At 47.0% G+C, this 23,345-nt stretch carries 23 protein-coding genes and 1 pseudogene; 8 read left to right on the top strand and 16 right to left on the bottom strand.

The annotated features are described in order from the left end of the window. Positions 1 to 147: 147 nt before the first annotated feature. From T3H97_RS04090 to tlp, 6 genes are all read right to left on the bottom strand, one after another. Positions 148 to 1,122, bottom strand: a complete 975-nt coding sequence (locus T3H97_RS04090) for an arabinan endo-1,5-alpha-L-arabinosidase AbnA (protein ID WP_134903368.1) — start codon at positions 1,120 to 1,122, stop codon at positions 148 to 150. A 220-nt stretch (positions 1,123 to 1,342) separates the two neighbouring features. Then, positions 1,343 to 2,629, bottom strand: coding sequence for a threonine ammonia-lyase IlvA (ilvA, locus tag T3H97_RS04085; protein WP_328801760.1), 1,287 nt, complete (start codon positions 2,627 to 2,629; stop codon positions 1,343 to 1,345). A 333-nt stretch (positions 2,630 to 2,962) separates the two neighbouring features. Continuing rightward, entirely contained in the window at positions 2,963 to 3,802 is an 840-nt protein-coding gene (locus T3H97_RS04080; RefSeq protein ID WP_029517136.1) for a carbohydrate ABC transporter permease, read from the bottom strand. A 3-nt stretch (positions 3,803 to 3,805) separates the two neighbouring features. Then, positions 3,806 to 4,768 carry a carbohydrate ABC transporter permease gene (locus tag T3H97_RS04075; RefSeq protein WP_328801759.1) on the bottom strand — a complete coding sequence of 321 codons (963 nt, stop codon included), beginning with the start codon at positions 4,766 to 4,768 and terminating at the stop codon, positions 3,806 to 3,808. A gap of 27 nt (positions 4,769 to 4,795) precedes the next feature. Further along, complete coding sequence (locus tag T3H97_RS04070; RefSeq protein ID WP_254327213.1) at positions 4,796 to 6,088, bottom strand: ABC transporter substrate-binding protein; 1,293 nt, start codon at positions 6,086 to 6,088, stop codon at positions 4,796 to 4,798. Positions 6,089 to 6,327: 239 nt separating this feature from the next. Further along, positions 6,328 to 6,552 carry a small acid-soluble spore protein Tlp gene (gene tlp / locus T3H97_RS04065; protein WP_013308822.1) on the bottom strand — a complete coding sequence of 75 codons (225 nt, stop codon included), beginning with the start codon at positions 6,550 to 6,552 and terminating at the stop codon, positions 6,328 to 6,330. A 170-nt stretch (positions 6,553 to 6,722) separates the two neighbouring features. Between tlp and T3H97_RS04060 the strand changes: the two genes are divergently transcribed. After that, complete coding sequence (locus tag T3H97_RS04060) at positions 6,723 to 7,919, top strand: chromate transporter (RefSeq protein WP_328801758.1); 1,197 nt, start codon at positions 6,723 to 6,725, stop codon at positions 7,917 to 7,919. 163 nt (positions 7,920 to 8,082) lie between these two features. On the opposite strand, the gene T3H97_RS04055 is transcribed toward T3H97_RS04060, so the two are convergent. Further along, positions 8,083 to 8,709 (bottom strand): alpha/beta hydrolase, encoded by a 627-nt coding sequence (locus tag T3H97_RS04055; RefSeq protein ID WP_328801757.1) that lies wholly within the window; start codon positions 8,707 to 8,709, stop codon positions 8,083 to 8,085. A 217-nt stretch (positions 8,710 to 8,926) separates the two neighbouring features. Between T3H97_RS04055 and T3H97_RS04050 the strand changes: the two genes are divergently transcribed. Further along, positions 8,927 to 9,238 (top strand): autorepressor SdpR family transcription factor, encoded by a 312-nt coding sequence (locus T3H97_RS04050; protein WP_013308820.1) that lies wholly within the window; start codon positions 8,927 to 8,929, stop codon positions 9,236 to 9,238. Further along, positions 9,235 to 9,888 (top strand): SdpI family protein, encoded by a 654-nt coding sequence (locus T3H97_RS04045; RefSeq protein ID WP_328801756.1) that lies wholly within the window; start codon positions 9,235 to 9,237, stop codon positions 9,886 to 9,888. The genes T3H97_RS04050 and T3H97_RS04045 overlap by 4 nt, the downstream gene beginning before the upstream one ends. Before the next feature lie 92 nt (positions 9,889 to 9,980). Here T3H97_RS04045 and T3H97_RS04040 read toward each other — a convergent pair whose 3' ends face one another. Together T3H97_RS04040 and T3H97_RS04035 are read right to left on the bottom strand one after the other, a co-directional pair. Further along, positions 9,981 to 10,805 carry an aldo/keto reductase gene (locus T3H97_RS04040; RefSeq protein ID WP_025721170.1) on the bottom strand — a complete coding sequence of 275 codons (825 nt, stop codon included), beginning with the start codon at positions 10,803 to 10,805 and terminating at the stop codon, positions 9,981 to 9,983. Between the two features lie 44 nt (positions 10,806 to 10,849). Further along, on the bottom strand, positions 10,850 to 11,143 hold the full coding sequence (locus T3H97_RS04035) for a putative quinol monooxygenase (RefSeq protein WP_013308817.1): 294 nt from the start codon (positions 11,141 to 11,143) through the stop codon (positions 10,850 to 10,852). 161 nt (positions 11,144 to 11,304) lie between these two features. On the opposite strand from T3H97_RS04035, the gene T3H97_RS04030 reads away from it, so the two are divergent. The 5 genes from T3H97_RS04030 to T3H97_RS04010 all read left to right on the top strand — a co-directional run bounded on the left by T3H97_RS04030 (position 11,305) and on the right by T3H97_RS04010 (position 16,855). Next, positions 11,305 to 12,978: a sensor histidine kinase gene (locus T3H97_RS04030; protein ID WP_328801755.1), complete on the top strand. Its 1,674-nt coding sequence runs from the start codon at positions 11,305 to 11,307 to the stop codon at positions 12,976 to 12,978. Further along, positions 12,971 to 13,699: a response regulator gene (locus T3H97_RS04025; protein ID WP_134903429.1), complete on the top strand. Its 729-nt coding sequence runs from the start codon at positions 12,971 to 12,973 to the stop codon at positions 13,697 to 13,699. The genes T3H97_RS04030 and T3H97_RS04025 overlap by 8 nt, the downstream gene beginning before the upstream one ends. 200 nt (positions 13,700 to 13,899) lie before the next feature. Further along, positions 13,900 to 14,880 (top strand): ABC transporter substrate-binding protein, encoded by a 981-nt coding sequence (locus T3H97_RS04020; RefSeq protein WP_328801754.1) that lies wholly within the window; start codon positions 13,900 to 13,902, stop codon positions 14,878 to 14,880. Next, positions 14,877 to 15,881, top strand: coding sequence for a FecCD family ABC transporter permease (locus T3H97_RS04015; protein ID WP_328801753.1), 1,005 nt, complete (start codon positions 14,877 to 14,879; stop codon positions 15,879 to 15,881). Before T3H97_RS04020 ends, T3H97_RS04015 begins: the two co-directional genes overlap by 4 nt. After that, entirely contained in the window at positions 15,878 to 16,855 is a 978-nt protein-coding gene (locus T3H97_RS04010) for a FecCD family ABC transporter permease (protein WP_328801752.1), read from the top strand. The genes T3H97_RS04015 and T3H97_RS04010 overlap by 4 nt, the downstream gene beginning before the upstream one ends. A 63-nt stretch (positions 16,856 to 16,918) precedes the next feature. Here the strand turns inward: T3H97_RS04010 and T3H97_RS04005 are convergent, their stop codons facing one another. The 7 genes and pseudogenes from T3H97_RS04005 to T3H97_RS03975 form a co-directional block, all read right to left on the bottom strand. After that, a complete protein-coding gene (locus T3H97_RS04005; protein WP_328801751.1) occupies positions 16,919 to 18,157 on the bottom strand; it encodes a serine hydrolase in 1,239 nt (412 codons plus the stop codon). 183 nt (positions 18,158 to 18,340) lie between these two features. Continuing rightward, on the bottom strand, positions 18,341 to 18,766 hold the full coding sequence (locus T3H97_RS04000; RefSeq protein WP_023987060.1) for an OsmC family protein: 426 nt from the start codon (positions 18,764 to 18,766) through the stop codon (positions 18,341 to 18,343). 54 nt (positions 18,767 to 18,820) lie between these two features. Continuing rightward, the gene (locus T3H97_RS03995; RefSeq protein ID WP_080683047.1) at positions 18,821 to 19,570 is read right to left on the bottom strand and encodes an amino acid ABC transporter ATP-binding protein; all 750 of its coding nucleotides are present in this window, start codon (positions 19,568 to 19,570) and stop codon (positions 18,821 to 18,823) included. Between the two features lie 14 nt (positions 19,571 to 19,584). Next, positions 19,585 to 20,232, bottom strand: coding sequence for an amino acid ABC transporter permease (locus T3H97_RS03990; RefSeq protein ID WP_328801750.1), 648 nt, complete (start codon positions 20,230 to 20,232; stop codon positions 19,585 to 19,587). Between the two features lie 85 nt (positions 20,233 to 20,317). Next, positions 20,318 to 21,175: a substrate-binding periplasmic protein gene (locus tag T3H97_RS03985; protein ID WP_025723274.1), complete on the bottom strand. Its 858-nt coding sequence runs from the start codon at positions 21,173 to 21,175 to the stop codon at positions 20,318 to 20,320. Positions 21,176 to 21,274: 99 nt separating this feature from the next. Further along, positions 21,275 to 21,952, bottom strand: a complete 678-nt coding sequence (locus tag T3H97_RS03980) for a TetR/AcrR family transcriptional regulator (protein ID WP_328801749.1) — start codon at positions 21,950 to 21,952, stop codon at positions 21,275 to 21,277. 326 nt (positions 21,953 to 22,278) lie between these two features. Further along, a pseudogene (locus T3H97_RS03975) lies at positions 22,279 to 23,294 on the bottom strand (NADP-dependent oxidoreductase). Between the last annotated feature and the right edge of the window lie 51 nt (positions 23,295 to 23,345).

Here is a 23,345-nt window from a genome sequence, read left to right as displayed (position 1 = left end):
ATACGATAATGATAATTATTATCAACTTGATACATAATAGCATGTTTCTATGACATTGCAAGCCAAAAACTGTTCCCCTTAGGAGGAACAGTTTTTGAATATAACTATATAATTTTACTACACAGGTGACTCCAAACGGTCCTCTCTTTAGTACGTAGGCCAGCCTGCCGAATCCCATTTCAAATCACTAATCAGAAGCTTTGGATTTCCACCATCAGTGGCATCATAGGCATGACGTGCAATCACACTGTTGTTATAGACAGATTGTCCACCCGGTCCCTTCCAACGGTCATTCCCCGCATCCAGTATCGTTCCACCGCCGTCCATCAGGCTTTTACCGCTCTTGTCCACATACGGTCCGGTAATACTAGTAGAACGACCGTAAATAATCTTATAATTACTGTCTACGCCTTTGCAGCAGTTATCAATGGAAGCAAACAGATAATAATAGCCGTTGCGGTATGTAACATGTGGCGCTTCCAAACCACCAGCCGTACGCTTGGCGATAGAATAGATCTGCCCCGTAGGCTTCATCGTATTCTTGTCCAATCGAGTCACTTTCAAGCCTGAATTCCATGAACCAAAGGAAAGCCACGGGTTACCGGAAGCGTCAATGACGAGATTCGGGTCAATCGCATTATAATCGTTAGCATCCGTCGTACGCAGCACTAGTCCATCATCTCTCCAGCTTCCCGCGCCAATGCTTGTTGCTGAAGTCAATCCAATGGCCGAAGTGCGTGACCCAAAAGTAGAAATGGAATAGTAAACCCACACACGTCCATTGTACTTTTGGGCATCCGGTGCCCATACATCGTTAGTCTTTTGCTTAGGTACATACGATTTCCACCATGATGGTGGCGACAGGAATATTTGCGGCAATCTGTAAAAATTACGTCCGTCATCCGATCTTTGAACCTGTATCCCCTGCCCTGTGGAAAAAATATACCATGCGTTGCCTTCCTTCGTAATAGACGGATCATGCACTGCCACATCGCCAGTTAACGCCCAGTGCTCTGCGGATGCAGATGGCATCACTGACAGCATTAAAGCAGCCGAGGTTACGGCAGCAAATGCCGTTCTGATCAATTTACTCTGTACTGATTTTTTCCATGCTTTCAACATTCCTTCGCACCTCCGAATGAGTATCTTATAATGAAATTCAAGTGTCACACCTATTACATTAGTGTTTATACTTATGAAGTTACCCATATGTTAACCTATTACATTCAGTTTTGTAAACGCTTTATTTCAAATAAAAAGAAATTCATAAACTACGCATACCGCTATACATATGAGGATTTTGCAAAATTTTGATACAAAAAAGGAGCCTGTAGGCTCCTCTTCAAATTAGCATATTAAATAGATTTTCGTTTTTGTTCAGTTCCGTATATTTAAGTCCCTTGCGGTTCATTCGTTCAATTAAAGGAAGATAGTCTTCCTTATGAAACAGCTCAATACCGACCAGAGCTGGTCCATTTTCCTTATCATTCTTTTTCGTATATTCAAACCTAGTAATATCGTCGTCCGGTCCAAGCACATCCTGTAGAAACTCACGCAGCGCCCCAGCTCTTTGCGGGAAATTCACCATAAAATAATGCTTCAGTCCTTCGTAAATTAGGGACCGTTCCTTAATCTCCTGCATTCGATCTATATCATTGTTACCACCGCTGACAATACAGACAACCGTTTTGCCTTGAATCTGCTCGCGATACAGATCAAGTGCTGCCACAGGCAGTGAACCCGCAGGCTCCACAACAATCGCATTTTCATTATACAACTCCAGAATCGCGGTACATGCTTTGCCTTCCGGTACCTTCACAATATCGTCCAAGGTATGTTTACAAATATCGTATGTCAGCTGACCCACACGCTTCACTGCAGCTCCGTCAACAAACTTGTCTATTTGATCCAGTGTAACGACCTTGTGCAAACGCATCGCTTCCGTCATCGACGCCGCGCCAAGGGGTTCCACACCAATTACCTTGGTGGATGGACTCACGGTTTTAACATACGTACCTACGCCTGCCGCCAAACCGCCGCCGCCAATTGTCACGAACACATAGTCCATAGGTGTATCTAGGCTCTCCATCACTTCCATCGCAATCGTACCATTGCCCGCAATAATTTTCGGCTGATCGAACGGATGGATGAAGGTCATTGCCTGCTCGCTGCACACCTTCATGGCCTCGTCATAGGCATCGTCAAACGTGTCTCCGGTCAGAATGACCTCTACACTGTTACCGCCAAAGCGACGAACCTGCTTGACCTTCTGATTGGGCGTTGTACTCGGCATAAATATTTTACCGTGGATACCAAGTGCATTACATGAAAAAGCCACACCTTGCGCATGATTCCCTGCACTCGCACACACGATGCCTTTTTCCATTTGCTCAGGGGTCAAGCTACGGATCATGTTGTAAGCTCCACGGATTTTAAAGGACCGCACGACTTGGAGATCCTCTCTTTTCAGATACACATTACAGTTATATTTGGCCGATAGGACAGCATCCCTCTGTAAAGGTGTACGTACAATCACCTCACGCAGCATATGATGCGCCCGTACAATATCCTCCATGCCAACGGTTGACGCCATGGCCGGGTCGGTTTTCTGGGTTTCTGTTGGTTCCATAGGTTCTCCACGCTCCGCCTGAATATTTCTGTATTGAGCAATTTGCATAAATCCCAAAAGCGATTTCAAATTAGCAATATATAGATCGAAACGGTTTAGTTCGTCTATACATTGTACTTTTGAGCGTTAGGAATCGAATGATGCAAAGTGCTGTATTTGAAATCTTTCAAATATCATACCACGTTTACCCATAGCTTGTGCAGATGATAGTCATGAAAATGAGAATGAAAATCAATCGAACACTAAAAAAGGCAGACCGGGACAATGCCCGATCAGCCTTTTCTGACGTTGCACATTTCTTGTACTCCATTGCTCTATTAAATACCTTTGCGATTATCCTTTTACACCGCCTGCCGTCATCCCTTCAATAAAGTAACGCTGGAAGAACAGGAACACAACGAGAATCGGTAAAATAGCCAAAACGGAACCCGCGATCAGCACATCATAATTGTTGCCATATGGCGTCAGCAGACTGGACAGTCCAATTGGCAGTGTCAGCATGTCGTTGGTACGCAGTACAATCATCGGCCACAGGAAGTTATTCCAACTGTTCATCGCCTGCAAAATAGCCATTGCCGCAAATGCAGGTGCCATCAGAGGCATCATAATCCGTACGAAAATGCCATATTCTGAACAACCGTCAACCCGCGCAGCATCCATGAAGTCCTTAGGAACACCACTCAAATATTGACGGAAGAAAAAGATCGGGATCGGCGCGACGACGAAGGGTAGAATTACACCCCATACTGTATTAATCAGCTTCATGCCAATCATTAGCTTGTAGAGCGGCAGCATGATAATTTCTACCGGGATCATCATCACAACCAGCACCAGTGTGAAAATCACATTTTTCAATCTAAAACGGTACATCTCCAGACCGTAGCCTACCATCGCGGACAATATCAGACATAACACCGTAAACAAAACGGTAATGACAATACTGTTCCAGTACCATTGAAAATAATCCGTCGTCCCCTGAAAGATGAACGCATAGTTTTTCAGGGACATGATGTCCCACTCCAGTTTAAGATTCAATCCGTAGCGCAACAGCTCCGTCGATGGCTTGAACGAGGCAAGCGTCACGGCAAATAGCGGAAATAGGGCAAACCCGGCAAACAGAATGAACAGGACAACGAGCAATGCGGATAACGAGCCTTTTTGTTTCTGAGCCATCGCTTAATCCTCCTTCCGGAACATGCCGAAAAATTTGAGCTGGATCAGGTTCAGCACGAGTGTAAATACGAGCAAAACAATGCCCACTGCAGCTCCGAAGCCCATACTGTTCTGCTCCAGACCTTGGCGATAGAGATAGCCAACAATCGTTAAACCAATATCGTTCGGGGAGTTATTTCCGTTCCACAACATGTAGCTCTCCGTGAACATGGACAACCCCGCATAAATGCTAATCGTAAATACGTAGATCGTTACTGGTTTCAGCATAGGAATCGTAATCCGCCAAAATGAATCGAAACGACTGGCTCCATCAATCTGCGCAGCTTCATACAACTCGGGAGGAATGTTCTGGAGTCCCGACATGTAGTACAGCATATTTACGCCCAACCATCTCCACAAGGCCAGCACGATCAACGCTAAAAAGCCGGTGTTCGCGTTCATTAGCCATTTGTAAGGCTCCAGACCGAATACCCCCAACAGGGAGTTCATCAGCGAACCATCCAATTCACCGAACATGAGTCGGAAGATCGTTCCTGCTACCACCACCGAGGTTAGTGCAGGTATAAACATCACGGAGCGAAACAACCCTCTGCCCGGCATTTTAGGCGAATTCAGCAATACCGCCAGTACCAGTGGCAGAGGAATCAGCACGACCAGTGTAAGCAGCGTATACAGTACGCTGTTCAATATCGCTTTTCCAAACGTAGGATTGATTAAGTCCTTATAATTTTCCAGTCCAACATAAGTTGTTATCCCTGGCAGGACTTCCTGAAAGCTCATAATGACCGTCGAGATGACCGGATAGGCAAAAAATAGCGCAAAGGACAGTAAAAATGGAAGGACAAACACATACGGTGCCGTACGACTGGAATGAATAAAGCGACTCCATCGGCTTCTGGTCGGACGCTGAGGTTGTGGCGGCTGACCTGTCGGTACATTAGCGTTCGTATGAACGGGCTTTGCCATGAATCTCACTCCCTTTCCTGTTGGGGTCTATCTCAGTTCATCTGCCAGCTCATGTAGCACCGTGGCTGGATCTTCGCCATTCTGTAGTGTCCGATAAAGTATTTTATTGCGCACAGCACTGGCAATATCAGGTGTTTTCGGTCCGATATGCACCGCATTGATTTCATCTTTGACTTCGATGAGCGTGTCAAAAATATTCGTTCCGAAATACTCCGTAAATTTATTCTTGGCTTTGGCTTCCGGCATGGTCCACACTTCACTGCGGATGGGATCAAAACCAAGCTGCTTCCAGATCTCCACATTCCCTTGCTTGGATAGCTTGGCAAAGGCTAGAAAGCGCATCGCCAGATCCTGGTGCTCTGATTGGTTCGTGACTACTGTTCCGGTTCCGCCCATACCCGCTGAGCGAAAACCGCCTTTTTCCCACGCTGGCATGGGTCTGATGATAATTTTACCTTTCAGGTCAGGCATGTAATCCGTAAAACGCCCCATGTACCACATCGGCATCCATACCGAAGCGGCCCCACCTTTGTTCATAAACCCGTAGTATTCCTCCATGTGATGCCCGCCGCCCGGTGCGGGAATAGCAATTTTGTCTTTTATCATCTGTTGAAGAAACTCGAGTGTTTTAATATTGGTTTCGTTATCCAACGTCAACTCGCCCTTATCATCCAGAAAATCTGAATTTTGCTGGGAGATCATCGGCCAATAGCTCCATAGGTCATTCGTTTCTAAGGTCGCCATTGGCTTGCCTGTTTTCGCCAGTACTTGCTTGCCTGCAGCAGCATAGTCTGCCCAGGTGACGATGGAATCCGGGTTTACCCCCGCCTGATCCATAATCTCTTTATTGTAATACATCACTTCGGCCCCAACGTGGAAGTCAATGCCGTAATACTTACCGTCTTTGCCGTAAATCTGTACTCTGGAAGGCACAATGTTATTGATCTCGGGGTCAATCACCGGATTGAGCGGGACCAGCTGCGGTATCCCTTTGAGGAAATTACCGATCTTGTTCACCTCGATATCCGCGATATCCGGCGCTCCCACCCCCGATTGCAGCGCAATCGACAGCTTGCTGTGATGGTTATCATAAGGAAATGTATTCGCTTTCAAATTAATCAATTCATCAGGGTGCTGTTGGTTCCATTGGTCAGCCATTTGCAGAAAAAACTTCTCATGCAGTTCATTGAACGTCCATAATACAAGTTCAGTTCCCGGCCCATCCTTTTCATCGGTCTTGAAAGAACAGCCTTGCAGCAGTCCAGCCATCAAAACTACCGCCATAAGCATCAAAGCCATGCTTTTTCTTCGCAGCAGCATATCCTTCCCCCTTCGCATGATGAAATCCTAATTCGTAAATGATTGCGCTTTCTTTTATTATTTAACATCAATACAAATTAGTTTACAACAATATTATTTATAAAATATTTTTTTCAACGCCGATTAGCGTCTCCATTGCATTATAGGGGGCAAATGAATTGAATGCGGTTATGATGATTTTTGCATAAAAAAGAGGCCCCACTCGAATTGAAACTCGAAGTTGGGCCTCGTTCTTTTAACTATTCTTGGGAATGAGCTGCTTCGTCCTTCACTTCTTCCCGAAATGATCTAATACTTTCTTTACGACGATTATTTTTTTCTTCGATCTGCTTACGCTCCTCGTTGCTGATTTCAGAGGAAAATTCGTTCAGATATCCTTCAGCTTCATGCAGGTTCTGCTGTGTGTTCTGAATACTTTGTTGCAAATGTTCAACATTGTCGGCTCGATTATCTGGTTTTGCCATTCGTTTGTCGCCTCCTCATCATGGGGTCGCTCAGTAGAGCGCTAATCCGTAGCTTGATCGCTATCGGATCATTTTATGCATTCCTGAGCCAAATTAATAAAATGGAGTAATTTAGATTACATTATTCAGTTATATTAAAGTTAGAAGAAATGAGAAAAGGAGCCCCGTTTATGGAAACGAATAAGCAAGAGCCGCTAAGGGGACAATTAGCCACTCTTCTTCAAGTGCTGGGGGTGTCCGCAAAATTAGGACTCACTTCCTTTGGAGGACCGATTGCACATATAGGATACTTCCATGATGAATACATACGTCGCCGAAAGTGGATGGATGAAGCAAGTTACGCCGATCTTGTAGCCCTCTGCCAGTTTCTCCCTGGTCCCTCCAGCAGTCAGGTTGGCATTGGAATTGGAGTTGTAAGAGCAGGATTACTTGGAGGACTTGCTGCCTGGATTGGTTTCACACTGCCGTCGTTTCTTGTGTTAGTTGCGTTTGCTTTCTTGCTTCAAGGATACGATATAGCGAGTGCGGGGTGGATTCACGGATTAAAGATCGTAGCTGTTGCGATTGTGGCCCATGCTATTCTAGGTATGGGACAGAAGCTGACGCCTGATCGGGATAGGGCGACAATTGCCGTGATTTCCGCCGTGATTACGTTGTCCTGGCATACAGCTTACAGTCAAATTCTAATCATTGTTGCTGCTGGTGTTATCGGGTTATGGCTTTTTCGAAAGCAAGAGGCGGAGATTACGTCCAATCTTCAAATTGCGATTAGCCGAACTTTTGCGGTCTGCTCCTTGATTGTATTTGTTGCAATGCTTGTGGCACTTCCGCTTCTTAGATCCTCAGAGGAAGTGGGATGGTTAACGCTGTTCGATAGCTTTTTTCGTTCAGGCTCTTTGGTATTTGGTGGGGGACACGTGGTATTGCCGCTTTTGGAGAGGGAAGTTGTTCCAACTGGATGGGTTAGCCGAGAGAATTTCTTGGCTGGTTACGGAGCTACGCAAGCCGTTCCAGGGCCGTTATTCACCTTTGCAGGTTACCTTGGAGCTATGGCCTGGGGGTTACCAGGAGCGATGATTGCTACTCTCGCCATTTTTTTGCCAGCATTTCTTCTTGTTGTCGGTGTACTTCCGTTCTGGAATAAATTAAGAAACAGTCCGAAAATCCAAAGGGCTTTGGTAGGAGTGAATGCGGCTGTGGTTGGTATTTTGCTGGCTGCGCTGTATGATCCGCTTTGGACTACCGCCATCCTGAAGCCAATAGACTTTGCTCTGGCGGTCATTTTGTTTGTGATGCTGGTTTTTTGGAAGCTTCCGCCTTGGGTGGTTGTTCTTGCGGGCGCAGCGGGAGGAATGTTACTGGGGTAAGTGTAAGCCCAATAGGAGGCATGGCGGGCAAAAGTATCCGGGTCAATAGATCCGACCTTCTATGTGCGAGTGAAAAAGCCGACTGCTTGAAAGCAATCGGCTCTCTGTAGAGAAACCTTAGCCAGGTCACTCGCCCTATTCCCCACATTTTTATATTTAGTGCTTATACCTGCTCTCCACTCAGGTTAAAATGCTCCCCAAACCATTTCCCTGCGGCTTCGGCTTCTGTACGAGTCAATTGATGACCATTGCGTTCCCAATATGCTTTCACCTGAGCTCCGGCTCCTTCCAGTAAAGCGTGCAGCTCACGGGATTCCGTGACCGGAACGATCGGGTCATTTTCACCGGAAGACAGAAATACAGGGATACCGTTTAAATCAGGCAAATTCAGCCCACGCAGCGGCACCATCGCATGGTGTAAAATAGCTCCACGTAACGCTTTTGCATCGTGAAAGAGCATGCTGGCGGCTATGTTTGCACCATTGGAATAGCCAAGAGCCACCACGTTATTACGGTCAAAATCGTATTGCTCTGCTGCCGTGTCCACAAATTCGCTCAGTTCTTTGGTGCGAAATACGAGATCCTCGATGTCGAACACTCCTTCTGCCAAACGGCGAAAGAAACGCGGCATCCCGTTTTCCAGCACGTTTCCTCTCACGCCTAACACAGAAGCTCCCGGTGCTACCATCTCAGCCAAAGGTATCAGGTCTTGTTCGTTCCCGCCTGTACCATGCAACAGCAAAATAACCGGGGCTTGCGGATGATTTCCTTTACGAAATACGTGTTTCATTTATATTTCCTCCTCATTTTTTCTTTAAATTAAGATTCTTATTTTTGGTATAAATTAATTATAGCCAACTTCGCTGCCTTTTACAAACCTAATTAGCCTGATCTACATCTTTTTTCTAAAATGATGCCTTGTTCCATTGACATGTAGTATAGCTCTACTTTACTATGGTGTTAGATATTTAGAATATGATCTAAATATCTAAAGGAGGAAATGTATTTTGAACGATGCCTTCAAAGCTTTGGCTGATCCGACCCGGCGTACAATCTTACAGCTTTTAAAGGAGAAAAGTATGAGCGCAGGTGAAGTGGCTGAACATTTTCAAATTAGTAAGCCCAGCATCTCCCACCATCTCAATATCCTGAAGCAGGCTGGGCTGGTGCTGGATGAACGACAGGGGCAAAACATTATCTACACCCTGCATACAACGGTTGTGGCGGATGTCATCGGTTGGATGTTCAGCATCGCCCACTCCGATACCCCTGCCCAGAAAAATGTGAATCATATCAAGGATACGGAGGGATCTGAATGAAATTGCGAACACCTTGGGGCTTTACGGATGTTTTGACGACTTTGATTGCCTTATCACCCGCTATAGGCGCTATACTGCTGTACGACCGACTTCCCAATGTTCTAGCCTCGCATTTTGGCTTTGACAATACAGCAGACGGGTATATGGGCAAAAGTGGTTCTATTATCATGCTCGTGCTGTTGGGTCTAGTACCGCTGGTCATTCGATTGGCACGCTACATGGACCCCAACAGAGCTAATTATGAGAAATTTTCAAAAGCCTATGAAGTTACGCGTGCAGGTATTTCTTTGGTTCTCGCTGTAGCTGGATGGGGGATGCTGCTGTATAACCTGAACATACGACTGCAAATGAATACTATAATTTTGGGGGTAATAGGCCTGCTGCTGCTGGTGATGGGTAATTATATGACTCAGGTGCAGCCGAACTATACTTTCGGTATCCGCACGCCGTGGACTCTGTCCAACCCGGAGGTATGGCGTAAAACGCACCGTTTCGGTGGACCTATGATGATGCTCGGTGGTGCTTCGGGTTTGGTGGCGGCATGGGTCGATGGAGTGGCGGGAACGGTCATTTTTCTATCCGTGCTGACCATATCCGTCATCTCTCCCATACTCTATTCTCTCTTGTTGTATCGTAAGCTAAACCAGTAAGCAGACAAAGCCAATCCTGAACCTAAAAAAGGAACCTCCCAATCCACGATAAACGTAGAATAGGAGGTTCTTTGTACATTTAATCTTTAATATTAGAACAACAGCTTATCGGGATGCGTGCCTACACGCTCATCAAGATGAAGACCATTGATTCGTTCAATATCCTCAGTCGTCAATTCAAAGTCGAATAAATCAGCATTTTCGCGAATACGATGCGCGGTTACAGATTTGGGAATCGTCACAATCCCCCGATCCAGATGCCAACGCAAAATAACCTGCGAAGAGGTTTTACCGTATTTGGCAGCAATCTCAACGATGTCCGCTTGCTCGGTTAATTTCCCCTTCATCAGCGGACTCCACGATTCAAGCTGAATCTGGTGCTCCCGGCAGTATTGATGCAGCTCTTGTTGAGTCAGACGAGGGTGAAGCTCCACTTGGTTGATGACAGGAACCATGTTGCTGTCTTTGAGGAGGTCTTCGAGATGGTGAACTTGGAAGTTACTAACTCCGATAGCGCGTACGCTTCCTTCTTCATACAGTCGTTCGAATGCCTTCCAGGTTTCCTTGTACTTATCCTTGCCAGGCCAATGAATGAGATACAGATCAATGATATCCAGACCCAGCCGCTTACGGCTTTCCTCAAAGGCACGCAGTGTTGAATCGTAGCCTTGATCCTGATTCCATAGCTTGGTAGTTACAAACAGGTTTTCTCTAGCCGCCCCACTATCACGAATGGCTTGTCCAACCAGTTCCTCGTTGCCGTAGATCGCCGCTGTATCAATGTGACGGTAACCGACCTCAATAGCTGTTTTGACCGCTTCGTAGACCTCATTGCCTTCCGCCTTGTAAGTGCCGAAACCAAGCCAAGGCATCTGAACTCCGTTATTCAGTACAGTTGTATCCGCAATGTTCCCCATGTCTATTCCTCCTGTTCCTGATTATGAATTATCCAACGGGATGATTACAGTTTAGTTGCATCCTGAAAAGCATTCACTTGAAGCGGAGCAGCCAACAATTCTTTAGCCGCAGCAACAAATGCTTGGAAATGGGCAGAATTATTATGGAAATCTACAGCAGCAGCATCTTTCCACTCTTCAACCATCGTAAATGCGTTGGGATCATTCAGATCCTGCATTAACGTGTAACGTACATTGCCTTCTTCAGCTTGGGATGCGCTGATCAGCCCTTGGGTTTGTTGCAGAAAAGTCTCTCTTTTTTCAGGTAAAACTTTCATATCGGCATGAATAATAATCATATTATGTTCCTCCTCGTATTATGTAACTATTTCTATTATAGACCATTCTTTCGACAGAATAAAAGTGCAGGCGTTTCTGTAATACAGTAAAATGGATCGTATGGGGGAGAAGATCGGCTGATCCGTTCCTCCTATATTTTGTTTAACGGCGGTGAAGGCATGTGCGTTTTCAGACAAAACTAATGGTATTTATATCCCTTTTAGTACTGGTAGTTACCGGGCTGTTGGGATTATCCTTTCGATATATGATCACCTCCGCTCTATATGATGAAATCGGAAAAAGGGCACTAACCGTCGCCAATACCCTCGCCGTAGATGCGCAGGTCAGAGACGCTCTGGAGCAGACCGAGACGACGCAATTGCGTTCGCGTATCAACGAGGCCATAAAGCCCGTCCAAGCCAGCAGCGGCGCTGATTTTATTACTATTGCTGATCGTCATCTCATCCGGCAGTGGCATGTAAACCCGGAACGCATCGGCACGCCTATGATAGACCCCATGAATGATAAGGTACTGCAAGGGCAGTCCTTCATCACTGAATCGACGGGCTCTCTTGGACCCTCACTACGCGCCAAAACTGCCGTTTATGATCAGCAAGGTAAGGCCATCGGGCTCGTCTCTGTAGGTTTTTTAATGACAGATGTGCAGCAAAATATTCGTACATACACATATGCGTGGCTCTGGTTTATGGTGGGCGCGCTGATGATCGGCATATTGGGAAGCCTGGTTATAGCACAACGGGTTCGACGCGCACTGCATGGACTGGAACCAGTGGAGATCGGACGGCTGTACCAGGAAAAGCAAGCCATTATTGAGTCCATCGGCGAAGGGATTATCGCGGTTAATAGTCACGGACAAATCACACTTGCCAATCCACAAGCGGCTCGTTTGATCGGACTCCCCCCGGAAACCTCTATATACGGATGCGACCTTCGTCACTTGACGGGTGTCCCGGGTGTACTGGTTGATATGCTTGTTGCCGATTATACAGTGGAGCATGCAACGATGGGGCTAGATCAGGGACAGCTCGTATGGAATGAGGAAATTGAGGTCCAGCAGCGAATTGTAGTCGTCAGCCGTGTACCGATCCAGGATCGTTCCGGTCGCATCATGGGCACGGTTGCCAGTCTGCGTGACAAGACCGAACTGCTCCACATGACACAACAGTTGACAGAGGTCAAAGATTACGCGGAAGTACTGCGATCACAAACACACGAATACGCCAATCGGCTGTATCTCATATCCGGCCTGATTCAGTTGGAGTGTTATGACGAAGCGGTGGACTTTATCACCCAGGAATCAGAGGAATATCGTGTACACAGGCCGATTGCCACAGCTCTCCTGCCCGATTCAATCATCGCCAGCCTACTGATCGGTAAGAAGAAACAGGCGCTGGAAAAAGGGGTTTTACTCCATTCTGATATTAAAGGAGCATTCTCAACCCAGTCTCCTACGTTGGAGTGGTCCTTTCTCGCTTCCATAGCCGGAAACCTGCTGGACAATGCCATGGAAGCTGTTGCGATGTCCTCCATCTCTGACGGACAGGTCTGGTTCCGGCTTGAAGAAACGACTGAAGCCATCATCGTCGAAGTTGCGGATAACGGATCGGGAATTTCGGACGATATCCAAGAAAAGTTGTTTGTCAGAGGAGCTTCGACCAAAGCAGAAGCAGGACATGGATATGGCCTTGCTCTCGTGCTGGAGTACACTGAACGAATGGGCGGCTCTATAGAAGTGCACGAACGTTCTGGTGGAGGAAGTATTTTTGAGGTATACATTCCTTTGCATAGAACAGATACGAGTAATGATGCAAAAGGAGGTTATGCCCATGAATGAGCGGGTTTTATCGGACATTGAGGTTCTTATTATTGAAGACGATCCGCGAATTGCGGAGATTAACCGCCGATTTATTGAAAAGGTGGACGGGTTCACCGTATGTGCAATCGCGACGAACGAATTTGAGGCAAAACTTCAACTGGACGTGCTCCGTCCTCCTCTAGTCGTGCTGGATGTTTATTTTCCTGATACGGATGGTCTAACCCTGCTATCGTTCATCAAGCAACACTATCCGGGTACAGATGTTATTATGCTGACTGCCGCCAAAGAAGCTGAAACAGTGGTACAAGCCGTTCGAGCAGGCGTGTTTGATTTTATCGTAAAGCCGCTTATATTCGAGAGATTGCGTGCGACCTTGGAGGAATATGCCCGGTTTCGGCGACAAATCACAACATGGCAAGAGGAACAATCCACAGTGGAGCAATCTGAAATTGACAGTTTGCTTCAAAGCGCGGGCACCGGTCGGATGGCGGGGAGCGGAGTCGGAGAACTATGGGCCAAAGGCATCGATAAAGTAACTTGCGACAAAGTGCTAGATCTCCTGAATCGACGGGGTGAGGTGACTACAGGTACAGTGGGAATTGAGCTGGGTATGAGCCGTTCTACAGCCAGAAGGTATCTGGAGTATTTAGTGGAAAGTGGCGACGCGCACCACGATCAGGTGTACGGAACCGTCGGCAGACCGGAGCGTATCTATCGCCGACAGCGGAGGGATGCATAAACCACCCAACTCTGATGTCCTGGTACTTTCCCCTCCTCCTATTCATAATTTTATTGAATTTAATTCACATAATCGATCAAAACGGTTTAAATGACCACATTATTTACGTCCTCCTTCCCGATTGCTAGAATGATCAACAGTTAGTTAATTGATAATGATTATCAGTTTCTCTGATAGCATACTGGAACGGGGGATAACATATGGCAACACCGAAACAACCACTGCGCACAGGCATGCTGCTTGCAGCGATCCTGGCACTACTTACGGTCATTATGGCGGGATGTGGAAGCCAGTCACAAGATAACAGCACAGCAGCACCTCAAGCAACAGGCGACACTCGAATGATTAAACATGAGATGGGAGAAACCAAAGTTACAGGCACACCCAAAAGAATCGTAACCCTGGAATTCTCTTTTGTCGATGCCACAACCCAACTGGGCGTTACTCCTGTCGGCATAGCTCAGGAAAATGACGATGATATTGATGGGCTGCTCGGTAAGAAAATCAACTTCACACCAGTAGGCACGCGCAAACAGCCAAACCTGGAAACGATCAGCTCCTTGAAGCCGGATTTGATTATTGCCGATCTGAATCGTCATAAAAGCATATACAAAGAACTAAGTGAGATTGCTCCGACCATTGTTCTAAAGAGCCGAAATTCCTCCTATGAACAAAACTTGGCATCCTTCGGTGTCATCGCCGATGCGTTGGGTGAGAAGGAAAAAGGCGAGCAAATTCTCGCTACGCATAAAGCTACAATGGAAAAGTTGAAAGAAGGCATCAAAGCTGGTGAGCCACGCAGCGTATTGCTAGGGGTATTTCGTTCTGATTCACTATCGGCTCACGGCGCTTCATCCTTTGATGGACAACTACTGGAGCAAGCGGGTATCCACAATGCCCTTCAAAATACAAGCGAGCCTACCGTTAAGCTGACACTGGAACAGATTTCACAAGCGGATCCTGATGTGATCTTTTTGGTGGAAGCCGATGAGAAGCTGATTGCGGAATGGAAGCAAAACCCGCTTTGGCAAAACATTACAGCCGTCAAAAAAGGGGAAGTTTACGAAGTGAACCGGGCACTGTGGACCCGGTACCGTGGACTCGGCTCAGCCGAAAAAATACTGGAGCAAGCCATTTCGCTTCTGTATCCCGCGCAAAGTAAAGGAGACGGCTCCCGTTGATCGGACAAGCCTCACGCGACCGGCTGAATAAGCCGGTCTTCTTTGCACTTATCGCTGCGTTGCTGGCTGGATTTCTGCTCAGCGTGGCGATTGGCCCAGTCAGGATGGACATCCCCACCATGCTGACTGCGCTGTTCACCGAGCATTCGTCTAAGGATCAGCTCATTGTCTTGACGGTACGCCTACCGCGTGCCGTTATTGGCCTAATCGTCGGGGCCGGGCTTGCCGTGGCTGGAGCCCTGATGCAGGCCATCACGCGCAACCCGCTGGCTTCGCCGCAGGTATTCGGGGTCAGCTCAGGCGCTTCGCTGGCTGTCGTGCTGTCCGTCGTGCTGCTGCCGAATATCGGATCGTCCGGCAGCATTTATTTTGCTTTTGCCGGGGCCATCGCAGGCGGCTCCTTCGTATACGCGCTGGCCGGAACGGCGGGCATGACGCCGGTCAAGCTGGCCCTTGCCGGGATGGCCGTGCATCTGTTGCTGGCCTCCGTCACCCAAGGACTGCTCGTGTTCAACGAGCAAATATCTGATGTGCTGTATTGGCTCGCCGGAGCCATCGACGGGTCGACTTGGGCCGACACGCGTCTGGTGCTGCCATGGTTCGCCGTGGGTATGATCCTTGCGCTGGCGTTGGCCCCCTCGCTATCTGTACTGAGCCTCGGGACGGAGGTCGCACAGGGATTGGGACAAAACGTACGTCTTGTCCGTCTACTGGCCTCGACCTCAGTGATTATGCTGGCAGGCTCTGCCATAGCGGTAGCCGGGTCCATCGGCTTTGTGGGCCTAATGGTACCGAATATCATCAAGATGTTTACAGGCGACAATTACAAACGGGTCATTCCCCTGTCTGCAATCTGCGGAGCTCTGCTGCTGACATATGCAGATGTGCTTGGACGATTCATTGCATTTCCTTATGAATCGCCCGTTGGCATTGTAACCGCGCTGGTGGGTGCGCCCTTCTTTTTATATCTGGCGCATAAGAACGGGAGGGCTTCACGATGAAAAAACTGTGGATTTTACTCGCGCTCATGCTGGGTTTAGCTTTTATAGCTATAGGCGTGGGCAGCACCTACATTACGCCCTCTGAGCTGATCAAGGCTCTGACGGACCGGAATGCCTCTTCCTGGTTCATCGTGCATCACTATCGGCTGCCACGCGGTCTGCTGGCCATCATGGCCGGAGCTGGGCTGGCAGTAGCCGGTGTTCTGCTGCAAGGCATGATCCGCAACCCGCTAGCCTCGCCAGATGTGGTAGGTGTATCCAAAGGGGCCGGCTTTGCAGCGGTTCTCGTCATCGTGCTGCTGCCCTCATCCCCAGTGGCGCTGCTGCCTGTAGCCGCCTTTGTCGGAGCGGGACTAGCTGCACTGTTGCTCGTACAGCTTTCGATGAAGGGAGGCATGCGTCCCAATATGCTAGCCTTGACCGGACTGGCGGTGGGCGCTATTTTTCAGGCTGCGACCGATTTTATACTGGTCAAGTATCCACTCGAAGCCAGCGACACGCTCACTTGGCTAGCTGGAAGTCTGTGGGGCAAAGGCTGGGACGAAGTGTATGGGCTACTGCCGTGGTTAATCGTGTTGCTGCCTCTCGCCTATGCCCTACAGCGCAAGCTGGATATTATGAGCCTAGATGAGGAAAGCTCTGCTGGGCTGGGTCTTAGCGTGAAGCGTGTGCGTACAGGACTGCTAGCCGTGTCAGTCGCCTTGGCTGCCTCCTGTGTCGCTGCCATCGGCTCCATCGGCTTTATCGGACTGCTGGCACCGCATCTGGCACGGCGGTTATTTGGCAATCGCCACCGCTATCTATTGCCCGGTTCGGCGATGATCGGCGCCCTGATTCTCGTCCTCGCCGACGCGCTCGGACGGGGTCTGAAACCGCCGCTCGAAATTCCCGCTGGTATCGTGACAGCCGTCATTGGCGCGCCATATTTTTTATATCTATTGCTGCGGGAACGCAAACAAAAAGGCAGCGGATAGGATTAGAATAAGGAGTTGCGCAGAGCAGCTAAGCGTTGCACTATACCCTAGCGTTTAGCTGCTCTACCTCTCCACCTGTACACCGATACGACGATTAACTTCTTTTCTAAACGATTCATCATGCAGTAGCCTCTTTTTAAAATCATTTATCATTTCGGGAAAGCTGGCATTTGTGCTTGGGTCCAAATCGTTAAAAAAGACAGCTAGCTCTGTCGTATGCCCTTCCTTATCTGTCGCATACATGGCCAGTGTCAAAACATAAGCCGTGGAGCCACCTTTTTGCCCAGTATGTTTCAGGGATTGCTGGTTTTCAGGAAGAACCATAAATGGTTCCTCCAAGACCTCGGACAATAACTTTTGCTCAGCTTTTGTGACCCCTTGACGACGATTCAGCTTACTCATTAAAGAGGCATAATCGGCTGTCGTTGAAGCTATAAAGCGATCCGTATTGATACGATCATAATCCTGATCATACCAAGTCTTAATATCTGCGTTTCTCTTGTAAGAACCACTCACATCACGGCGCAGCTTGTTATGAATCACGCGGGCATATCGGCGAAATTCCGTATCAGACATCGCCTGGATGGCTTCTTTGGCAGAAATATTATTCTTTGTATTATTCCAATTCTCACCTTGTCTCTCCTTCATCCATTCGTAGGGAATCAAAATGGAGGATACAAACGGATAAATGGGATCATGATTTTGCAGCCCCATTTTGGCTCTCGTCCGATTGATCGCTTCCAACCCTAATTTGTCCATTAAATACTCCGCATTGGCGTTGGAACTGAATTGAATCATTCCCTTGGCAACGTCACGTACAGATACAGTTTCATTCTGTATTCGCCCTTTAGCCTCCATATTCTGTAGCCACGCCGTATGAGCACCACCATCCAAACCCGGTAAATAAAACCTTTCCAGCGAAATCAGCTTCACTCTTGCGTCCGGGTTAATCTTATCCACCGCCGCTTGCTTGGCATATTCGATCGCAATAATTGTTTTGACGGTGCTTGCCAAAGGCATCATCCGGTTTTCCTCTTGGCCTGCCAGCTTTTTTCCATCTCTCAGAATCGTAGTCGAAACTTTTTCTGCATTCTCCTCTACAAAATGAAGTAAACGCCGAGCAGCATCCTGTTCCTTCGTTTCTTCCTTAACGTCAGCTGCAATCGCAGTTGTGGGCCTTACGGTATTCGGGGAATTAGCCACTTGATCCTGAATGAAAGATAGTAATCCTATTACCACACCCATAACGATGAGCACTATAGCCACAATAGTTGCTACTATGATAAGGCACTTTCGTTTCACTATTACCTCCCTCCGTATGCACTTCACACACAGGTTTATTTTCCCATTTTTATATTTCAATTTCTATTTTAAACGAAAACACAGTACAAAAAGTTTCATTACGTGTCATATTTTCAAATAACATAAAAAAGAGAGCCTCCTGTATATAACACAGGCTGACTCTCTTTCACTATCCCTCGACACTTATGCTGGATAGGGTACTTCGGTTCCATTCAATATGAGGTGCATCCGAATTTCCGCTTTTAAGGAGTCGGATACCGCACAATATTTTTCCTTACCCATCTGAATCGCTTTCCATACGCGGTAATCAGGAATATCGCCATCTACGTGGAATGTCAGATCAATCGCTGTAAAGCCTGTCGGCATTTCTTCCTTGCGCGTACCTTCTGCGTCAATATCAATGCGAGTGATGTCCGACAAGAAACGATCCAAAATCATCGTAATATCAATGCCCATACATCCCGCCAGACCCGCCAACAGCAGTTCCATGGGTGTCATCCCTTTACCATCACCGCCATAAGCCGCCGTAGCATCCATCCCTACAGAATAACCGGATGGTCCCTCCGAAGTAAACGCGCGTTTGCCGTGCCAAGTTGTAGATACTTTCATGTTCAAAGGCCTTCTTTCCATCTTAATAATCTATGATTCATCCTCGATTTTACTTTAAAATTCACTGATTTGGCGTAAAAATTTCTGTGTTCTCTCATGCTGGGGAGTGTCAAAAAACGCCTGTGGCGCTGCCTCCTCCAAAATGATACCATCTGCCATAAATACGACTTTGTCCGCCACCTCGCGAGCAAATTTCATCTCATGAGTAACGACGACCATCGTCATTCCGTCTTGAGCCAACTCTCGCATAACACCCAGTACTTCCCCTACCAGCTCGGGATCGAGCGCCGATGTCGGCTCGTCAAACAGCATAATCGCCGGGTCCATCGCCAGCGCACGCGCAATGGCTACTCGTTGCTGTTGTCCACCGGACAGACGTGAAGGATGTACATCCTGCTTGTCCGATAATCCCACCCGCTCCAACAACCGTTGTCCGATGGACATAGCCTTGTCGCGCGGCATTTTTTTTACTGTCAGCAGTCCTTCAATGACATTGCCGATTGCGGTTTTGTGCGGATACAGATTGAATTGCTGGAACACCATCCCTGTCTGTTTGCGAATATCACGAATGGCTGCTTGGCGGACACGAACGGGAGCCGCAGCATCGACCTCAATCCCATTCACCTCAAACTTGCCGGTAGACAGCTCTTCCAGACCGTTCAGGCACCGCAGCAAGGTACTTTTACCTGAACCGCTCGGGCCGAGTAATACGACGATTTCACGAGCGGCAACCTGAAAATCAATGCTTTTCAGAACCTCTACCTGTCCGAATCGTTTACCTAATCCGTTTGTTGTTATCATCATCTATCATCTCCACCTTAATAAGCTCGAGCCAGACGCTTTTCCACCCGCTCCAGTATAGCGGAGAATCCAATGCTCATGATCCAGTACATCAGGCCAATTTCGAGCAGAAAAGGCATGTAGAGCAAATACTGCGCCTGTAAAAGCTGTGCCTGCCGCATCAATTCACTGACCCCGATCACCGACACCAGCGACGTTTCTTTAAGCATACCTACAAATGTATTCCCCATCGGTGCAATTGCGATCCGTACCGCCTGAGGAAGAATAATACGCCACATCGTTTGACCGGCCGACATTCCCGTTGCATAAGCTGCCTCGGTCTGTCCCTGGGGTACGGCCAAAATAGCTCCACGGAACGTCTCCGATAAGTACGCCCCTGTATTAATACTGAGTGCCAGACAAGCAGCTGTCAGCGATCCGAATGATATTCCATAATCATCCAGTCCATAATAAATGACCGCAATCTGCACCAAAACCGGCGTCCCCCGAATGATCGATACATACATGCGCGCCAGCCATCGCACGGGTCGATTCCCCTTCAACCGGGCCACAGCAACAACCAAACCAATAATTAGGCCAAAAAACATAGAGACAATCGTAATATATAGCGTATAATAAGCACCCTTTAATAAAAAAGGGACGTTCTCCCACATTAATTCAAGCATCGGTTATATTCCCTTCTTTCAGACGAGTGGCCCCATGTCAGCATAAAAGCCAAGACTGGAGCCAGACGCCTCTAACAGGCTTACGTTATTCTTTTGGCTCCTCGCCAAACCATTTTTTGAAAATTGTTTTGTAAGTGCCGTCTTCCTTCATTTCCTTCAAAGCCTTGTTCAAGGCTTCTTTGAGCTCAGGAGTTTTCTGGTTAATGGCTACACCCGCTTGATCCGATTTAATCGGCTCGCCTACGGCTTTAATTTGGAACCCGTTTTTATCGATAATGGGCTTGAGAGCATACAGATTGTTGATTGTTGCGTCAATACGACCAGAGTTTAGATCCTTTAAGGAAGTAATGACATCATCATACGTTTTAATCTCAAAATCGCCTACCTTCGGCAGTACTTCATTCCGCAGATAAGATTCATCATTCGTTCCCAAGCCGACACCAATGGTTTTGCCTTTAAAGTCTTCCAGCTTGGTAATATCATTTGTTTTGCTGTTTACGATAATGTTTACATTGTTTGTGATATAAGGCTCTGTGAAGTCAATAGCCTTCTTACGATCCTCTGTAATCGTCACCTGACTAATCACTGCATCGAATTTTTTCTTTTGCAAACTTGGAACCAGTCCCGAGAATTCTTGTGCCGTGAACTCCGGCTTCACTCCAATCCGCTTCGCCAATTCTTTGGCGATATCCACATCAAATCCGTCCAATTCCTTGTTATCGTTCAAGAAATTGTACGGCGGATAGGTGCCCATCATGCCTACCTTGATTACACCAGCCTTCTTGATTGCTTCGAGCTGGTTACTCGCTGCCACATTACTGCTACCCGCTCCATTGCTAGTATTAGAAGCTTCTGGCTTAGTACCGCAAGCGCTCAGCACAAGGCTGAACAATGCCAGAGCCATGAGTGTAGTTACCAAGAACCCTTTTTTACGTGTTTTCATGTATCCTTCTCTCCTGTCTGGATGTAAATGATTGAGTTCATATATGTGATTTGGCTATATTATTTGTTGCCAACTACCCATTCATGCGATGTTGACCCTCTAGCTTTGACCTAATAGTCCATAAAACTCAAAATTAGCCGCCTCTGCTGCCAATCTTTTAGCAGTTATCTGCGTGATGTGGTCATGTGTTCCCTCTGAACCGAATAGCCAGCGTGTAATGACACCTTCGATCATACTCATGAGTAGTGCCGCCCTTAACTCGACATCCAATTCAGCAGGCAACATGTGCAGCTCGATCGCTCTTTCCATATTGCGCCGGAATGCCAGCTCCATCGCGGCCCTTGTCTCTCGGATACTCTGGCGCACCGGTTCATCGACACCGCTGCCGATCAGCAGCAAACCCATCAGATAGCGGTTCTCTAATGCAAAATCAAATAACCGAACAAACAGCACCTCCGATGCCTTAACCATATCAGCCAGCGTTCCCGCATCACGGCGATATCCCTGTCCAATCGCTGACAGCAGTTGTTCACGACCGGTAGCGATAATCTCCAGCGCCAGTGCCTCTTTACTTTTAAAATGCCAATAAAACGTGCCTTGGGCTACTCCCGCCTCTACCACGATATCTGAAATCTTCGTTTGATGGTAACCCTGCTCGGCGAACCGCTTCAATGCAATGTGAAGAAGCTGTGTTCTGCGGTCTGTTTCTTCCCCCGCATGCTCAGCAGGTTGGTCATTTGAGACGGTCTCGGACTGCTTCGCCTTTCGTGGCTGCAATGGGTTTCCTCCTCCCGATTGATCAGTCAGTCAGTTTTGTATTTTTAATCCTATAGGATAAGTATACTTTTGTCAAAGAAAAAAGTGTCAGAAGAAAATAAAGTTTTGCTGCTCCAAGCGGCTTTTAAATTTTAAAAACCGACAGATCCCATAAAATAAGTATTAGACTGGCGACAACAAAAAAGACAGCGGCAGTCTTAGACTACCGCTGTTTTATTAAACTAACGTTCTCCTTTAGCGTAATCAGCCAAATGCTACGAAGCGTGAATGTGGTGTTATGCCAAGGCACCTTTCGAGCGTATTTCCAAAATTCATATATCCTCTCCTTAGAAGGTTACTATCACTTTTCCTTCGGAGTGGCCAGTAGAAACTTTATTTAAAGCCATGTTAATGTCATCAAAATTATAAACTGAATCTATAGCGGGCTTAATATCTTCATCCTCAACTAGTTTCGTCAGTTTTTGTAATTGCCTGCCATTAGCGGGCACGAATAAGAAGCGATATTCTTTATTCTGTTTAACTGCTAATCGATCTAAACGAGCACCTACTAAACCAAACAATAGCTTTTTCCATATTGGAAAGTTATTTTCAGCAGCAAAGCGGTAATTGGGTAAAGCCTTCAATGATACCAATTTCCCTTGGGGTTTGAGAATAGCAAGTTCCGTTTTAATTTCTTTTGCCCCCAATGTATCGATAACATAATCGATATTAGATAGCAAATCAAAATAATTTTCCTCTTTATAGTTAATGAATTGATCAGCGCCGATGGACAGTGTTCGTGATCTCCCTCTTTCACTGCCGCTCGTAATCACATATAACCCCATCGATTTGGCAATCGGGATAGCCATCGTACCAAAGCCGCCGGTTCCTCCAGAAATAAATAGTTTTTTATCGGGTTGAACATGAAGTACATCATGCAAGGCTTGATATGCAGTCAAAGCCGTGAGGGGTACCGCGGCGGCCTCAATAAAAGAAAGATTTTTAGGCATAACGGAAATCGCATCCTCATGGACTGCCGCATACTCAGCAAAAGCTCCGATTTTATTTATTGGCAGCCTCGTATAAACGGGATCTCCAACCTTGAATTTCACAACATCTTTTCCAACAGCCTCAATAACGCCGGATAGTTCGTTTCCTAAAGTTAAAGGGAAGTCATAATCGGCAATCATGCGAATACTACCATTTAAAATACTAAGGGATTTACACCTGCAGCTTTTACTTTGATAAGAACCTCATGGTTATTGATTTCCGGTATTTTTATATTGTTTATTTCTAATTGGATTTGTTTTGAATATTTTTGCATTTGCGCAGCTTTCAATTCTTCATCTTCTCCTTTTCTCATTTATCTTAATTCCACATTTGTTTATTGGAAAAATTGATGGCGTACTTTAAC

The organism is Paenibacillus sp. LX16 (assembly GCF_036252815.1).
In the GTDB taxonomy this organism is placed as follows: Bacteria; Bacillota; Bacilli; order Paenibacillales; family Paenibacillaceae; genus Paenibacillus; species Paenibacillus polymyxa_B.
Note: the sequence above shows the minus strand (reverse complement) of the source record. Positions and strands in the feature narration are given on the sequence as shown.

Bases quoted from the DNA above. Each gene is read 5' to 3' on its own strand.
- T3H97_RS03985 (WP_025723274.1), bottom strand. From the start codon at position 21,175: ATGAAAACACGTAAAAAAGGGTTCTTGGTAACTACACTCATGGCTCTG.
- T3H97_RS04040 (WP_025721170.1), bottom strand. From the start codon at position 10,805: ATGGGGAACATTGCGGATACAACTGTACTGAATAACGGAGTTCAGATG.
- T3H97_RS04000 (WP_023987060.1), bottom strand. From the start codon at position 18,766: ATGAAAGTATCTACAACTTGGCACGGCAAACGCGCGTTTACTTCGGAG.
- T3H97_RS03995 (WP_080683047.1), bottom strand. From the start codon at position 19,570: ATGATGATAACAACAAACGGATTAGGTAAACGATTCGGACAGGTAGAG.
- T3H97_RS04020 (WP_328801754.1), top strand. From the start codon at position 13,900: ATGGCAACACCGAAACAACCACTGCGCACAGGCATGCTGCTTGCAGCG.
- T3H97_RS04080 (WP_029517136.1), bottom strand. From the start codon at position 3,802: ATGGCTCAGAAACAAAAAGGCTCGTTATCCGCATTGCTCGTTGTCCTG.
- T3H97_RS04025 (WP_134903429.1), top strand. From the start codon at position 12,971: ATGAATGAGCGGGTTTTATCGGACATTGAGGTTCTTATTATTGAAGAC.
- ilvA (WP_328801760.1), bottom strand. From the start codon at position 2,629: ATGGAACCAACAGAAACCCAGAAAACCGACCCGGCCATGGCGTCAACC.
- T3H97_RS04090 (WP_134903368.1), bottom strand. From the start codon at position 1,122: ATGTTGAAAGCATGGAAAAAATCAGTACAGAGTAAATTGATCAGAACG.
- T3H97_RS03990 (WP_328801750.1), bottom strand. From the start codon at position 20,232: ATGCTTGAATTAATGTGGGAGAACGTCCCTTTTTTATTAAAGGGTGCT.
- tlp (WP_013308822.1), bottom strand. From the start codon at position 6,552: ATGGCAAAACCAGATAATCGAGCCGACAATGTTGAACATTTGCAACAA.
- T3H97_RS04035 (WP_013308817.1), bottom strand. From the start codon at position 11,143: ATGATTATTATTCATGCCGATATGAAAGTTTTACCTGAAAAAAGAGAG.
- T3H97_RS04010 (WP_328801752.1), top strand. From the start codon at position 15,878: ATGAAAAAACTGTGGATTTTACTCGCGCTCATGCTGGGTTTAGCTTTT.
- T3H97_RS04045 (WP_328801756.1), top strand. From the start codon at position 9,235: ATGAAATTGCGAACACCTTGGGGCTTTACGGATGTTTTGACGACTTTG.
- T3H97_RS04070 (WP_254327213.1), bottom strand. From the start codon at position 6,088: ATGCTGCTGCGAAGAAAAAGCATGGCTTTGATGCTTATGGCGGTAGTT.
- T3H97_RS04060 (WP_328801758.1), top strand. From the start codon at position 6,723: ATGGAAACGAATAAGCAAGAGCCGCTAAGGGGACAATTAGCCACTCTT.
- T3H97_RS04055 (WP_328801757.1), bottom strand. From the start codon at position 8,709: ATGAAACACGTATTTCGTAAAGGAAATCATCCGCAAGCCCCGGTTATT.
- T3H97_RS04075 (WP_328801759.1), bottom strand. From the start codon at position 4,768: ATGGCAAAGCCCGTTCATACGAACGCTAATGTACCGACAGGTCAGCCG.